Below are 15,253 nucleotides of genomic sequence, written 5' to 3' on the forward strand. Positions count from 1 at the left end.
CAGGCCTGGTGATTTCGGCTTTAACCCGCCGCTTTTTACTTCAGGGCCGCTTCAGGTTAAATCCTCCATAACTGTGTGCCAAAAATGGGCGACCGCTTCTCTCTCCGCCACAAATTCCTCAGATGGCACCAACGCCTTCTCATTCTGCAGCGCCAGTCGATGATAGCGATTGCGGTACTGACGGTAGGCTTCAATTAACTGATCGGCTTGCGCATCCGTTAAAATGCCCACCGACTTGATGGTTTCCAATAACCGAATATTATCCGACCAGTCCGTCAGCCCCGGGTAACGATGCGAGAACCCCAGCACCCAGAATTGCACCATAAATTCAATATCGACAATGCCACCCCGCCCCTGTTTGAGATCAAACTGGTTCGCCGTGCTTTTATCAAGCGACTCGCGCATTTTACGACGCATGGCCACCACTTCTGTTTTCAAAGCCGTTAGGTCACGTGCCTGAGCAATAAACCCCTTTTTAAAAGCCTCAAAATGCCCTTTTGCGGTTTCAGAACCAACAATCGCACGGGTTCGCACCAGTGCCTGATGCTCCCAAACCCAAGCCTTATTTTCCTCATACGCCTGAAAAGACGCCAGATCCGTCACAATCATTCCACTGGCCCCGTTGGGGCGCAAACGGGTATCGACTTCATACAGAATGCCGGTTGGCATAAAGGTGGTCAGCAATGAAATCACCTTTTGCGCCAAACGCATAAAGTAGAGGTTATTTTCCAGTGGTTTCGCTCCATCGCTGCGTGCGGAAGGTGCCAGCGCATCGTACAGAAAAACAATGTCCAGATCCGACCCATATCCCAGTTCGATGCCGCCGAGTTTGCCGTAACCGATAATCAGAAACGGTCGCCCCGCCTGAGCCTCAAAACCGCCGGGCAGACCGCTGCGTTTTTGCATAAACTGCCACGCATAGTCGGCCACCGCTTCCAAAACCGCTTCCGCCGTCCAGGTCAAATAATCACTGACCTTCATGATCGGCAGATGCCCGGTGATGTCCGCCGCTGCCACTCGAAACACCTGCGCCTGCTTCCATTGACGAATGCCGTTCATAAAGGCTTCATCATCATCAAACGTTTCCGCCACCAATGCACTCGCTTCTCGCTTGAGGCCCGACAACTCCAAGGGTTCATATAAAATACTGGCATCAATCAACTGATCCAACAGCGCCGGATACTTCACCAGCACCTCCCCCATCCAAGCACTCAAGGCACACAACTGCAACAGGTGTTGAATCGCAGAACGGTTTTCTTTTAGCAGCACCAGATAAACACTGCGATTCATTACACTGGAGATCACTTTCAGCGACCGCTCCAGTGCCAATACCTGATTGTCAGTGCCACTGAGTTCGGTGAGCAGCATGGGCAACAAGGCTTTAAAACGGTCAATCGCCTCGGCACTGGCATGGGTGTAGGCCCGATCCTGCATGAATTGATTCAAGAGATTGGCCACCGCCTGCGGATCGGGCAGTGATAACGACTGCAAGTCCACCTCGGCAATTTCTTCGGAAAGACAGGCTTCTTTTAAGACCTGATCGGTTACCGCGGCTTGAGAGGCATCGGCGAACACCGTATCGAATTCCGCCTGCACGAAATCACGGTGTGCGTTCAGCGCCGCCAAAAAGGCCGGATAATCCGCAAACCCCATCGACTGCGCCAGCCGCATCTGCGCCTGTGCATCGTCTGGCAAATCATGCGTTTGCTGATCACTCCATTCCTGCAATCGATTTTCGGCACGGCGCAAAAAAACATACGCCTGATCCAACTGCTGACGAATCGGCTCATCCAGATATTGTTTTGCCACCAGCTGTTGCAACATCGGTCTTAAACACCGCCCCTGCAGCGTTTTTTCGCGTCCACCATGCACCAACTGAAAGGCCTGCACAATAAACTCTATCTCACGAATCCCACCGGGCCCGAGTTTGACATTATGGTGCATGGCTTTTTTCTGCACTTCGGCGTTAATCATGGTCTTTAAATCACGCAGCGCTTCAATCGCGGAAAAATCCACATATTTCCGGTACACAAACGGCCTGAGAATGTCGAACAGCGCCGCCCCTTGCGACTGATCGCCCGCAATAATGCGCGCCTTCACCAGCGCATACCGCTCCCAAGCGCGACCATGCACTTGATAGTAGGTCTCCATTTCCGCAAAGCTCACCGCCAAAGGCCCGCTTTGTCCAAAGGGGCGCAAGCGCATATCCACCCGATACACGGTGCCGTCGGCATTGAACTCGGTCAGAGACTTGTTCAGCGCTTGTCCCAGACGGATAAAAAACTGGTCATTCGCAAGGCTCCGTCCGGAATCCGACTGGGTTTGACCTTTTTCAGGATAGACAAAAATCAGGTCAATATCGGACGAAAAATTCAATTCCTGCCCACCCAATTTTCCCATGCCCAATACCAGCATTTTTTGCGGCTCGCCGCTTTCTTGCCCAATGGGAAGGCCGTATCGTTGCACAAATTGCTCATAATGCCAGTCCAAAGCGCCCGACACCAAGCCATCGGCCAAATCCGACAGATCCCGCAAGGTTTCGGCCAGGTCTGCCAACCCCTTTAAATCACGAATAGCGATGCGCACCATTTCGGCACGACGAAACTGCCTGAGAAGCTGATTCAATTGCGCCAAGCTGGCGGACGCGACTAAGGCCGTATGCAGACGGGATACCATTTCACCCGCCGGGTATTCCGTCCGCCAGTGATCTTCGAGCAACAATTCTGGAAAACGCCCACCTTCTCGCGCGACAAACTGACTCCAGTCGGCCACTTGCTCCATCGTAATTTCGTGCATGATTCGCTTCTCTTATTTCAATCCGTTTAACACCCCAAGCGGGAGTTTTCAAAAACACCCAGGCCTGGTGAAAATTCACATCACGACGCCGCAAGCGCCTCGCAGAAGTTTAACTCAAATATTTCGAGTTAAAATCGCTTAGATAGTATACATACAATGTTGTTTGTCGGCGATCGGACAGGCGCCAGACATCACTGGGTTCCACATCCGGCACCGCAAAACTATTGGATACAAATACCGCATCCTCTCGCATTTCCGCCAGAACCTTTTGCCAGAGTTTCGCCATTGGCTCCGGCGACAGAAACGCGTAAACCACATCATAATGCGCCAACTGTGTTTTCCACAAATCCATGGCAAACACGGAACCGCCTCGGCTCAACGAATAAAGCTTGGCCAGCACATAGGGAATCGGGGCGGTTTCCACCCCATCGGAAACCGTCACATTCACCTGTTGCGCCATAAACACCACGTTACCACCAAGGCCACAACCCAGATCCAAAAACCGGACATTTTTACGGCGCTTTATCAGGCGTTTCAGGGCTTGTCGCGTGGTGGCATTGGTCAAATACAAAGGCACTCTTTCATGAACGGCATTGAAAAAGACCAACCAAAGCAAGAAGAAGGCACCCAAAGCCCATAGCGGATGGATGTCAAAATGCAGCCCTGCATAGAGGCCAACCGGCAGTGCAAACTGAATAATGCGCCACCAGCAGGGCAAGCCCATCCGACAACTCAATAACGCAGCCAATACCCCCTGAGCCAACACCAACGCCCATAACGGATACGGAGGCTCCAACACCCATGGCAGAAACCAAACCACCACCGCCAACACCGCAAGCGCGATCAGCTGCCCTAACAGCGCCAGCACAATTTTAGGGCGCGACCGAAGCCAACTCATTCACCGCCCCTTGCATGCACCAGATTAAACCATTTACGCACCATAAATGAATATCCTATTTATAGAAAAACAAACAAAACCAAATTAAATACATGATTTTAAATAACAAAAATCAGATGGCACACGCCAAGCTATGAAGGCTCTGTAATCCTTTTTTTCATAACAAAAACAGAGGTTAGTATGAAACTTGTAGTCGCAATTATCAAACCTTTTAAGCTCGATGATGTTCGTGAATCCTTGCACGAAATCGATGTACACGGCATGACCGTCACCGAAGCCAAAGGTTTTGGCCGCCAAAAAGGCCATACTGAAATTTATCGCGGTGCCGAATACGCCATCGAATTTCTACCCAAAGTCCGCATTGAAATTGCGGTTGCGGAAGACAAGGTTGAAAGCGTGATCGAGGCCATTGGCAATGCCGCTCGCACAGGCAAAATCGGAGATGGCAAAATTTTTGTCAGCCCAATTGAGCAGGCGGTTCGCATTCGAACCGAGGAAAAAGGCGAAGTGGCTCTTTAAACCCTGCACACGATAGTGATTTTTTGATCTAAAAGGAAGCTTATTATGGAACAAGTATTAGAACTCGGCTATGCATTGGATACGTTTTATTTTCTAATGTCTGGCGCTTTGGTCATGTGGATGGCCGCTGGTTTTGCCATGCTGGAGGCCGGCCTGGTCAGAACCAAAAACACCACGGAAATCTTAGCTAAGAACGTCGGGCTGTTTGCCATTGCCTGTATTATGTATATGTTTGTGGGTTATAACATTATGTACGGTGATGCCATCAGCTCGATCATTCCTGGTCTAAGCTTCTTCATCGGCGGTGATAATGCAACGGCTGCGGTTATTGCCGGTGGCGATGACGCACCTTATTACTCAAACATGTCTGACTTCTTCTTCCAAGTCGTATTCGTTGCAACCGCCATGTCGGTTGTTTCCGGTGCGGTGGCGGAACGTATGAAGCTGATATCTTTCTTCGTTTTCGCCATCATCTTCACGGGCGTGATCTATCCGATTGAAGGTTACTGGAAATGGGGCGGCGGTTTCCTGGACGGTCTTGGTTTCCTGGACTTCGCGGGTTCCGGTATCGTTCACATGGCGGGTGCGGCAGCGGCACTGGCAGGTGTGCTTCTACTGGGCGCTCGTAAAGGCAAGTACGGCCCCAACGGTGAATCTTACGCCATCCCCGGCGCGAACCTTCCGCTGGCCACACTGGGAACCTTTATCCTGTGGTTGGGCTGGTTTGGCTTTAACGGCGGCTCTGAGCTTAAAATCTCGAACGTCGAAGAAGCCAATGCTGTGGCCATGATCTTCGTCAACACGCTCATGGCCGCGGCCGGTGGTGTGATCGGCGCACTGTTGATGTCGAAGCTCAAGTTCGGCAAAGCGGACTTGACCATGATGTTGAACGGGGCACTGGCCGGTCTGGTGGCAATTACCGCTGAACCTTTGACACCAACGGCGCTGTCCGCATCGATCATCGGATTGGTTGCAGGGATCATCGTTGTCTTCTCCATCTTGATTCTCGACTCGAAATTCAAAATCGATGATCCGGTTGGGGCGATTTCAGTGCACGGTGTTGTCGGTGTCTTCGGTTTGATTGCGGTCACCTTCACCAACCCAGATGCCAGCTTGGTCGCGCAGCTGATTGGTATTGCGGTCATCTTTGGCTGGGTATTCGTCACCAGTCTGATTGTGTGGGGCATTTTGAAAGCCACCATGGGCATCCGCATCTCGGAAGAAGACGAGTATGCCGGAGCGGATCAGTCCGAATGCGGCATGGAAGCTTATCCGGAATTCAGCAAATAAAAAACAGTCGCTGAGACGCATGAATTAAAAACCGCCAGACCTGGCGGTTTTTTTATAAGCCTTACAAAGTTCGGATTTTATAGAGCCATTGCAGCCAACGCATTTTCCAAGTGACTTTCGTCTCCAAAGGGTGCTTGAATTTCAATACCACCGCCTGAGCATCGGGATTGTGAAGCGGGTGAAAGTACCATTTCTGAATATCGTCTTCCGACAGACCCGAATCCAAAGCAATCAATTGCCAGGGTAAAAACACATCCGGCAAGTCGCTACTGGGTCCGGTTGGCAAGATCTGCAACGGAATTTTAGCTTCCAGCAACACCGTTTTGGTGTCGCCCGACTCCATCCAGATACGAATCACCTCGCCTTCTTCCAACAAGGTGCCATAAGGGAGAAACAAATAACGTGCATTTAGATTCGTCACCGCATAATCGGTCAGCGGCGGCCCCTCTGGAAACTGAAACTGGCAATAGTTAGCCGAACAACATGACATTTGAAGAACCCACTTTCATCCCGATTCAAAAAGCGTATAATAAATAATAACTTATAAAAATAGCAACCTTAACCCAAACATTTACTGGGAGCAGCTTATGGCCATCGATTCGATTCCATCGTCAGATTCATTCCTATACAACACCGAAAACCGCCTGCAGCAGGCCAACCAAAGTGCCGCCTCTGGGCTGCGCATCAACAACTCGGCCGATGACCCAAGCGGTCAAGCCATTATGTCCGCTTTCACCGTTGAAATCGGTGCCCAAGACATGGCTGTGCGCAATGCCAGCACCGGCATCAATCTCATTCAGACTGCCGATGCCGCCTCGCAATCCATTAACGAACAACTGCAATCTCTAAACGCTTTGAGCCAGCAGGCCATGAACGGCACCTATTCCAACAGCCAAAGAGACATGCTCAACCAAGCCTTTCAGCAAGGAATGGAAAGCCTCAATCAGATGGCGGACACCACTCAATTCAATGGCATCAACTTACTCAATGCGGAAACCGCATCAGTTCAAATCGCGCTCGACGACACCGAAACGACTTTGACCTTGCCCAACCTAACCTTAGATGGCCTTGGTCTTGCAGGTGCCTCCTTAGACTCGCCAGACCAGGCGGCAGTAGCTCAGCAACGACTTCAAGACGCACTGGGCATTGTCACCGAAAGCCAATCTCAGTTCGGAGCCCAGCAAAATGGCTTAACCGCCAGCATTGACGCGATCGCCAGCGAAAACATCAACACCCAAGCTGCACGCAGTCAAATCAGTGATGCCGACATGGCTAGGGTTTTCAGCGAACAAAATCGACAGCAAGTTCTGGCCAATGCCTCGGTCGCCATGCAGGCACAAGGCAATCAAAGTTATGAAAACGTTTTAAGCCTTTTAGCGACATAATCATAATTTTATATTAACTCTTCCGATTCGCCCCGGTGTCCGGCCTTTCCTTCAAGACCGACAACCGCCGGGGCATAACCATGTCTCATTACACTCATCTAGGCGTGTATTCACCTGCGCAAATGACGCAAGCCTAAGTCGAATTTTTACCTTTGATTACTCGATGGCTAAATTTGCGCCGAGTTCCCGCAACCCTCTGCTTTCACAGGAGAATTCTCGAAGAGACGTCATCCCCCCCCGATTGCGACTGCCTGAGAAAATGTGGCTTGAAGAATTAAGGTCAAGCGAGAGAGTGCCGCATTTATGAATTTTTCGGATTAAACTTTTTTAGCCATGTCATTGACTCGTGCAAAGGCCTGCTATTTGCTATAATCCCAAGAATTTCACAAATTAACCGCGCAGGCTTTTCCGGGGAGTATTCACCCGAGAAACCGCTGGCGATGACCCAACCGCAACCGACACAAGACCGAGAAGACACGAACCTAACATGGAAAAGCATTTCGACCCCAAATCAATTGAAACAAAGTGGTATCAAACCTGGGAAAAAAGCGGTTACTTTAAACCGCAATCCAGTTCATCCGGCGACACCTACAGCATTATGATTCCGCCACCCAATGTGACCGGCAGTCTGCACATGGGGCATGCTTTTCAAGACACCATTATGGACACCTTAATTCGTTACCACCGTATGAAGGGGGATGAAACGCTTTGGCAACCCGGAACAGACCACGCCGGTATCGCCACCCAAATGGTGGTCGAACGCCAACTGGCCGCACAAGGTTTGAGCCGACACGACTTGGGACGTGACACCTTCACCCAAAAAATCTGGGAATGGAAAGCGGAATCCGGCGGCACCATCACCCAGCAGCTTCGTCGCCTAGGCGCGTCACCGGACTGGAGCCGTGAGCGTTTCACCATGGACAACGGTCTATCCGATGCGGTTAAAGAAGTCTTTGTTCAGTTATACAATGAAGGATTGATTTACCGTGGCAAGCGTCTGGTCAATTGGGACCCGGTTCTGCACACCGCCGTCTCCGACCTGGAAGTGCTTTCCGAAGAAGAAATGGGCAGCCTGTGGCACATGCGTTACCCATTGACTGACGGTTCCGGTCACTTGATTGTCGCTACTACCCGTCCAGAAACTATGTTCGGCGACCAAGCCGTCGCGGTTCACCCGGACGACGAACGTTATCAAGCCCTCATCGGCCAAACCATCACCCTTCCGCTCGTCGGCCGCGAAATTCCGATTATCGCCGATGATTACGTCGATATGGCATTTGGAACCGGTTGCGTCAAGATCACCCCGGCACACGACTTCAATGACTACGAAATGGGCAAACGTCACGAGTTACCGCTGCTGAATGTGATGACAGTCGATGCCGCCATGAATGACGAAGTACCGGAAAAATACCAAGGATTGGATCGTTATGAAGCGCGTCAGCAAGTCGTCGCCGACCTGGAAGCCGCTGATCTGATGGAAAAAATCGTCCCGCATAAATTGATGGTACCACGCGGTGATCGCTCCCACGCCGTTATCGAACCCTACCTAACCGACCAGTGGTATGTGGCGGTGCAGGAACTGGCCAAGCCGGCCATTGATGCCGTCAAAAACGGCGACATCGAGTTCGTCCCGAAGAACTGGGAAAACACCTATTTCGAATGGATGAACAACCTGCAGGACTGGTGTATTTCTCGCCAGATCTGGTGGGGGCACCGTATCCCGGCTTGGTATGACGACAGCGGTCACGTCTATGTGGCACGCAGCGAAGCCGACGCCCGTGAACACTACCACCTTGCGGACGACACAACCTTGCACCAAGACGACGACGTCCTGGACACCTGGTTCAGTTCGGCCTTGTGGACCTTCTCCACACTCGGTTGGCCGGCGAAAACACCGGAACTGGAAAAGTTTCACCCGACCTCCGTTCTGGTCACCGGATTCGACATCATTTTCTTCTGGGTCGCTCGGATGATTATGATGACATTGAAATTCACCGGACAGGTGCCGTTTAAACAAGTATATGTCCACGGTTTGGTACGAGACGGCGAAGGCCAGAAAATGTCAAAGTCCAAAGGCAATGTACTGGATCCGATTGACCTGATTGACGGCATCGACCTGGAAAGCCTTGTCGCCAAGCGCACAACCGGCATGATGCAACCGGAAAAAGCCGCTCAAATCGAAAAAGCCACCCGCAAACAGTTCGCCGATGGCATCGAGTCTTACGGCACCGATGCCTTGCGCTTTACCTTCGCCTCCCTCGCCTCCACCGGGCGCGACATCCGTTTTGACTTAAATCGCTGCGAAGGCTATCGCAACTTCTGCAATAAGCTGTGGAATGCCACCCGTTATGTCCTGATGAACACCGAAAACCAGGATACCGGCTTGGATGATACTCAGGAAATTGAATTGTCGTTGGCCGATAAATGGATTGTGTCCAAACTGCAGAAAATTGAATCTGACACCGCGCGCTATTTTGATCAGTACCGATTCGATTTGGCGGCAAGCACTTTATACGAATTTACTTGGAATGAATATTGCGACTGGTACCTAGAGCTTTCCAAACCCATCTTAAATTCGGATGACGCCAGCGCCGCACAAAAGCGCGGTACCCGACGAACGCTGGTGCGCGTTCTGGAAACACTGTTGCGCCTATTGCACCCAATCACGCCTTTTATCACCGAAGAAGCCTGGCAAGTCGTTGCACCTTTGGCTGACAAGAATGGCGACAGCATTATGTTGCAGCCCTACCCTATCAGCAATGAAGCTTTAGTCGATGAGACCAGTGAACAAGAACTCGAATGGGTCAAACAAGTCGTCATGGGCGTGCGCAAGATTCGTTCAGAAATGGATATTGCTCCCAGTAAAAAGCTGGCCATTTTACTGGCGAATCCATCATCCCAAGATCAGCAATGGCTGAATCGCAACCAACTGTTCCTACAAACATTGGCCAAGCTCAACGACATCGAATGCTTGTCAAACGAAAACGATGCACCGGAATCGGCTGTCGCGCTGGTCGGTGAAATGAAAATTCTCATTCCCATGGCCGGATTGATTGATAAAGACGCTGAAATGGCACGACTGGAAAAGGAAATCAATCGTTTGTCCAGTGAAGTGAAGCGCATTTCCGGTAAGCTTTCGAATGAAAACTTTGTCCAAAAAGCACCAGTAGATGTCGTTGAAAACGAAAAGCAGAAATTAAGTGATACTGAAAAAGCATTGAAAAACTTAAAGGATCAATATGCAAAAATCAGCCAAATTTAAAACCAAAATCGCCCAAATTATTCTGGCAACTGGTTTGTCCGGCGCCCTACTCAGCCCCATACCAGCGTATGCTGAACTGCAAGCTGGCTACACCCATTACGTAACCGACTCAATCGAAATTCCATTACGCAGTCAGCCAGGCTACAAATATAAAATCAAGCGAATGCTAAGATCCGGCACCCCCGTCACCATTCTGGAAGTCAACGAAGACGGATGGGTTAAATTACTCTACAAACAAGGCAATCGTAAAACAGAAGGCTGGATGCCATCCAGTGTGATCCAAAGCCAACCCATTGCCAAGCAGCAGCTGGAAGAAAAAGACAAAAAAATTGCCCGCATCGAGAAAGAATTGAATCAACTGACGCTGGAAAAAGAAACGCTTCAAAGTCGCTTTGACGAAACCGATACCGAACTGAAAAGTGTCAAACAACAGAACTTCGAACTGAACAAACAGCTGGAAGACATCCAAGCCATATCCGGTCAAACCATGCAGTTAAACGAAGAAAACCAAGTAATGGCTCAGCAAATTGAAAAATTGAAAAATGAAAATGCCATTATGCGAGAACAGATCGATCAGGCGGAAGATGTGGTCGAACGGCAATGGTTTTTAACCGGCGGTGGCGTTTTATTACTCGGCTTATTATTGGGCCGCTTTTTCAGAATGCCGACCCGAAAAGACAAGTGGAATACACTCTAGTAAAATTCAAAAAAGTCAGTACCACCTGAGCCGTGCATCGCTTCAATTCCAAAGCAACCACTGGGATTCCCTAGGATTTGGTTCCAAATCCTAGTGGTTATGCACGAGTGTCATTACAGCTGGGGTGATTACTCTAACCGGTTTGGCAATCGTGTTGAGAGAAAGGAAGGCTCGACAGCTCCGAGTTCAGCGGAAGACTTGGGTGGAAAAATCCACTTCTGGCAGGGTTTCAAAACCAGGTTTGGCAAAATAATACCCTTGCATCAAAGACACACCAAAACCTTTAAAGTACATAGCTTCCGCTTCTGTTTCAATGCCTTCCGCCAGCAACGTAAATTCAAGATCCTTAGCAATTGAAGCCAATCCCTTAAAAATGGATTGCTTAACGGTATCGACATCAATATCACGAACCAGATTAATATCAATTTTCAGAATATTAGGAATGAAACGCGATAAGGTATTGAGCCCAGCATGCCCCGCGCCAAAATCGTCCAAAGCCGTAACAAACCCACTCTTCTGATAGTAGTCAAAAATTCGCGTCATGTGATCCAAGTCGTAAACCTGCTCAGATTCGGTGATTTCAAACATAATGCGATCGATTGGAAACTGAAATTGATGAGCCGCCTTCAATGTACTCTGGATACAATGCTCCGGCTGGTAGACGGCATTAGGAAGAAAGTTAATGCTGATGACGCTTTGAAGATTCAACTGCGCCGCCAAACCAATCGCTTTAACTCGACAGGCCTGGTCAAACGCGTAGCGATTATTCGCATCCACCTGCGATAAGATCGAATAGGCTCCCTGACCATCTGTTCCACGAACCAAGGCTTCATAACCAAACATTTCATGACGATTGACATCCACAATCGGCTGAAAAGCAAATGAAAAATCAAACCCCAAGGATTTATGGCATTGTTGGCAGCCTGTATCAGACGTTTCATTCTTATGTGATGTTGTCATATTTTTTCCATCCACTCCGTGAATCAGGTGAGGTGAAATTTAACCTAGCCCAAATTCATTTTTAAAAAAATCTCATCACGAGTGCGTTGAACGTACACGGTCTAAGAACATCTTGAGATTATAACAATATATGAATCCTGGAAACGAAAAGATAGCAAACATAAATAATGTCACCACATAAAACTCCCAGTCCTGAGGCTGAATATGACCCATGGCTTTTTGTTCAAGCAAGTAAGCAAAAACGCCGGTTAGGAGGAAATAAAAGAACCATTCAACCAAATTCAACCAAATAGACTTAGGCTTGGGCAGTGGAATGAAAATCAGCACACGCTGACTGAGCAGCCATGGAATATTCGCCAACACGATTGCCGTTACCAAAAGCACCCAAACCGCTGTATCTAATGTCATCAATGTATCCTCTTAACCCAAAAAACCCGCTGTGCGGGTTCTATAAAATGTTACAAACTGGCGTATGTCAAGGTGATGAGTGACGATGGCATCAGCCCCAGTATCAACAATGAAACCGCTAACAAACTCACCGCCCAATTCAACTGACGGCTGATCGGCTCCACTTTAAAGGCGTTGGACTCCGGCTCGTCGAAATACATCACCTTCACCACTTTCAAATAATAGAACGCACTGATAACAGCGGTCACCACTGCCAGCACCGCCAGCCAAGTAAATCCGGCGGCAACCACTTCTTCAATGACCACCACCTTGGCATAAAAACCGACAAACGGTGGAATGCCCGCCATAGAGAACATGATAAAGAGCATCATCAGAGCCAGCCAAGGATTTCGCTTGTTCATCCCTTTAAAGTCGGCAATCATTTCAAATTCGTTACCGGTGCGTGCAAGGGCAACAATCATACCGAAACCGGCGACGGCAGTAATTGCATACACAATCACATAAAACAAAGCCGCTGAATAACCATCTGGATTGGCGGCAATGACCCCCAACAGCAGGAAGCCGGTGTGACCAATCGCCGAATAGGCCAGCAGGCGTTTAAGATTCTCCTGAACCAGTGTTACCACCGCACCGACAAGCAATGACAGGATGGAAATCATCACGATCAGTGTCTGCCAATCAGCGACAAGCCCCGGCATTCCTTCCACCAGCAGACGATACAAAATGGCGAAAGCGGCCAGCTTGGGTGCCGCACTGATGTACAGGGTCACCGACGTCGGCGCACCCTGGTAAACGTCCGGCACCCACATGTGGAACGGAACCGCCCCCAGTTTAAAGGCCAGACCGATTACGACAAACACCACCCCGAACGAAAGGACGACATGATCAATCGAACCTGAAGCAATCTGCTGAGCCATGGCATCGAACTGAATCGTGCCAGTGGCACCGTAAAGCATGGAGAAGCCGTACAAAAGCATCCCCGTCGCCAAAGCCCCCAGCACGAAGTACTTCATTGCAGACTCCAGGGCTAGGGCATTATCTTTACGCATGGCAACCATGGCATAAATGGCCAGTGACATAATTTCCAAGCCAAGATACAGCGTAATCAGGTTATAAGAGGACACCATGACGAACATCCCCAGAACACCAAAGAGTCCAAGGGTAAAGTATTCACCTTGGTAAAATTTGTTCTGTAGCAGGTATTCTTTAGAGAACAAGAAGGTGAATATTGTCAGCACCACAATAAACAACTTCAGCACATCACCGAAAGCATCGCGGATAAAGCCGCCATGGAACGTCACTTCCGGTTGACTGGAAAAGCTCAATAAGACCAGCGCCCCCACCAGCAGCAGAATAAACTGTGAAGCATAATAGGTTGCGAATTCACTACGCTTGGACCAGAAACTGTCTGCAACCAATAACAAAGAGGTCAGCACCAGCAAAACAATCTCAGGCGTTGCAGGGGTAAAACTGGGAAGTACAAAGTTCATACGATTAACTCACCTATTTGATTCTTATAGTTTTGAGGTAGTGGCTTGAATTAACAAGTTCGCAACAGATGAATGCATGACATCAATCAACGGTGCTGGGTAAACCCCTAACAGCACTACCGCAAACGCCAGGATCGCCATAATAGCAAATTCACGTTTGTTCAAGTCTTTCAGTTGCGCCACATTATCATTGGCAACCGCACCGAAAAACACCCGCTTCACCATCCATAAAGTATAGGCCGCACCGATAATCAGCGTCGAAGCCGCAACCACACCGTACCAGACATTCGCTTTAAAAGACGCGAGTATGACCATAAACTCCCCGACGAAACCGGAAGTACCTGGAAGACCGGCGTTCGCCATGGCGAACAGAACGGCAAAGAAACCAAACCATGGCATGGTATTGACGACCCCGCCGTAAGCGGATATTTCACGCGTGTGCATGCGATCGTACAGAACCCCAATCATCAAGAACATAGCACCGGAAATAAAGCCATGCGAAATCATTTGAATCATCGCCCCTTCCATACCAATCATGGCACCTTGCGCACTGCCGGTGTTCTGAACAATGTCATACACCAAGAACATACCGATGGTGACAAAGCCCATGTGAGAAATCGAAGAATAAGCGACCAGCTTTTTCATATCCGACTGCACCATCGCCACTAAGCCGATATAGAAAATCGCGATTAGAGAAAGGACGATGACCAACCAATCCAACTCCATGGCGGCATCTGGGGTAATCGGCAAGCTGAGGCGCACAAAGCCATAGCCCCCCATCTTGAGCATGATCGCCGCCAGAACAACCGAGCCGGCCGTAGGCGCTTGAACGTGTGCATCCGGCAACCAGGTGTGAACCGGAAACATGGGAACCTTGACGGCAAATGCCAGCAGGAAGGCCAGGAAAATCAAAATCTGCGCCATATGCCCAAGTGACATGGTATGGAAATCCAAAATCGAAAAACTGCCGGACTGGAAATACATGTACAAAAAAGCCACCAACATGAAAACCGAACCGAAGAAGGTATACAAAAAGAATTTCAGTGTGGCATAAACACGATTCGGCCCACCCCACTTACCGATGATGATAAACATCGGAATCAGCAAGGCTTCCCAAAAGACATAGAACAAAATGCCGTCGAGCGCAACAAATACCCCAATCATCAGACCTTGCATAATCATAAAGGCGCCCATGTACTGTTCAACACGCTCTTTAATGACATCCCAAGCCGATGCAATGACCAGTACCTGTGTAAAGGTGGTTAGCAGCACCAGCGGCATGGAGAGACCATCCACCCCGAGAATGTAATAAATATTAAATTGCGGAATCCATGAAACCTTTTCCACAAACTGCATACTGGCCGTCGTGGTATCGAAATCGGTCCACAGGGGAATGGAACACAAAAAGGTCACAATGGAAATGAACAGCGCAAACCACTTGGCAAACGCATCTCGGTTACGCCCGACCAGCAGAATCAGAAGACCGCCCAATATCGGCAGCCAAATAAGGGTACTTAAAATAGGTAAATCGAAAATCATGTTATGTAA

At 49.4% G+C, this 15,253-nt stretch carries 12 protein-coding genes; 5 read left to right on the top strand and 7 right to left on the bottom strand.

Going from position 1 to position 15,253, the window contains the following annotated elements:
• Positions 1 to 51 precede the first annotated feature (51 nt).
• Together glnE and ACP5D0_RS01245 are read right to left on the bottom strand one after the other, a co-directional pair.
• A complete protein-coding gene (glnE, locus tag ACP5D0_RS01240; protein WP_472363729.1) occupies positions 52 to 2,796 on the bottom strand; it encodes a bifunctional [glutamate--ammonia ligase]-adenylyl-L-tyrosine phosphorylase/[glutamate--ammonia-ligase] adenylyltransferase in 2,745 nt (914 codons plus the stop codon).
• 109 nt (positions 2,797 to 2,905) lie between these two features.
• Complete coding sequence (locus tag ACP5D0_RS01245) at positions 2,906 to 3,694, bottom strand: methyltransferase domain-containing protein (RefSeq protein ID WP_472363730.1); 789 nt, start codon at positions 3,692 to 3,694, stop codon at positions 2,906 to 2,908.
• A gap of 180 nt (positions 3,695 to 3,874) precedes the next feature.
• Between ACP5D0_RS01245 and ACP5D0_RS01250 the strand changes: the two genes are divergently transcribed.
• Positions 3,875 to 4,213: a P-II family nitrogen regulator gene (locus tag ACP5D0_RS01250; protein ID WP_472363731.1), complete on the top strand. Its 339-nt coding sequence runs from the start codon at positions 3,875 to 3,877 to the stop codon at positions 4,211 to 4,213.
• A gap of 45 nt (positions 4,214 to 4,258) precedes the next feature.
• The gene (locus tag ACP5D0_RS01255) at positions 4,259 to 5,503 is read left to right on the top strand and encodes an ammonium transporter (protein ID WP_472363732.1); all 1,245 of its coding nucleotides are present in this window, start codon (positions 4,259 to 4,261) and stop codon (positions 5,501 to 5,503) included.
• A 61-nt stretch (positions 5,504 to 5,564) separates the two neighbouring features.
• On the opposite strand, the gene ACP5D0_RS01260 is transcribed toward ACP5D0_RS01255, so the two are convergent.
• The gene (locus ACP5D0_RS01260) at positions 5,565 to 5,993 is read right to left on the bottom strand and encodes a hypothetical protein (RefSeq protein ID WP_472363733.1); all 429 of its coding nucleotides are present in this window, start codon (positions 5,991 to 5,993) and stop codon (positions 5,565 to 5,567) included.
• A 97-nt stretch (positions 5,994 to 6,090) separates the two neighbouring features.
• On the opposite strand from ACP5D0_RS01260, the gene ACP5D0_RS01265 reads away from it, so the two are divergent.
• The 3 genes from ACP5D0_RS01265 (at position 6,091) to ACP5D0_RS01275 (ending at position 10,847) form a co-directional block, all read left to right on the top strand.
• Positions 6,091 to 6,888, top strand: coding sequence for a flagellin (locus ACP5D0_RS01265; RefSeq protein ID WP_472363734.1), 798 nt, complete (start codon positions 6,091 to 6,093; stop codon positions 6,886 to 6,888).
• 487 nt (positions 6,889 to 7,375) lie between these two features.
• Positions 7,376 to 10,150 (top strand): valine--tRNA ligase, encoded by a 2,775-nt coding sequence (locus ACP5D0_RS01270; protein ID WP_472363735.1) that lies wholly within the window; start codon positions 7,376 to 7,378, stop codon positions 10,148 to 10,150.
• Positions 10,128 to 10,847: a TIGR04211 family SH3 domain-containing protein gene (locus ACP5D0_RS01275; RefSeq protein WP_472363736.1), complete on the top strand. Its 720-nt coding sequence runs from the start codon at positions 10,128 to 10,130 to the stop codon at positions 10,845 to 10,847. The genes ACP5D0_RS01270 and ACP5D0_RS01275 overlap by 23 nt, the downstream gene beginning before the upstream one ends.
• Positions 10,848 to 11,033: 186 nt before the next feature.
• Here the strand turns inward: ACP5D0_RS01275 and ACP5D0_RS01280 are convergent, their stop codons facing one another.
• The 4 genes from ACP5D0_RS01280 to ACP5D0_RS01295 form a co-directional block, all read right to left on the bottom strand.
• Positions 11,034 to 11,807 (bottom strand): EAL domain-containing protein, encoded by a 774-nt coding sequence (locus tag ACP5D0_RS01280; protein ID WP_472363738.1) that lies wholly within the window; start codon positions 11,805 to 11,807, stop codon positions 11,034 to 11,036.
• A gap of 75 nt (positions 11,808 to 11,882) precedes the next feature.
• Entirely contained in the window at positions 11,883 to 12,215 is a 333-nt protein-coding gene (locus tag ACP5D0_RS01285; RefSeq protein ID WP_472363739.1) for a DUF2818 family protein, read from the bottom strand.
• Between the two features lie 50 nt (positions 12,216 to 12,265).
• Complete coding sequence (nuoN, locus tag ACP5D0_RS01290) at positions 12,266 to 13,705, bottom strand: NADH-quinone oxidoreductase subunit NuoN (RefSeq protein ID WP_472363740.1); 1,440 nt, start codon at positions 13,703 to 13,705, stop codon at positions 12,266 to 12,268.
• Between the two features lie 24 nt (positions 13,706 to 13,729).
• The gene (locus ACP5D0_RS01295; RefSeq protein WP_472363741.1) at positions 13,730 to 15,244 is read right to left on the bottom strand and encodes an NADH-quinone oxidoreductase subunit M; all 1,515 of its coding nucleotides are present in this window, start codon (positions 15,242 to 15,244) and stop codon (positions 13,730 to 13,732) included.
• Positions 15,245 to 15,253: the final 9 nt, after the last annotated feature.

The sequence above is a fragment of the Hydrogenovibrio sp. genome (assembly GCF_049975065.1).
Classification (GTDB): domain Bacteria; phylum Pseudomonadota; class Gammaproteobacteria; order Thiomicrospirales; family Thiomicrospiraceae; genus Hydrogenovibrio.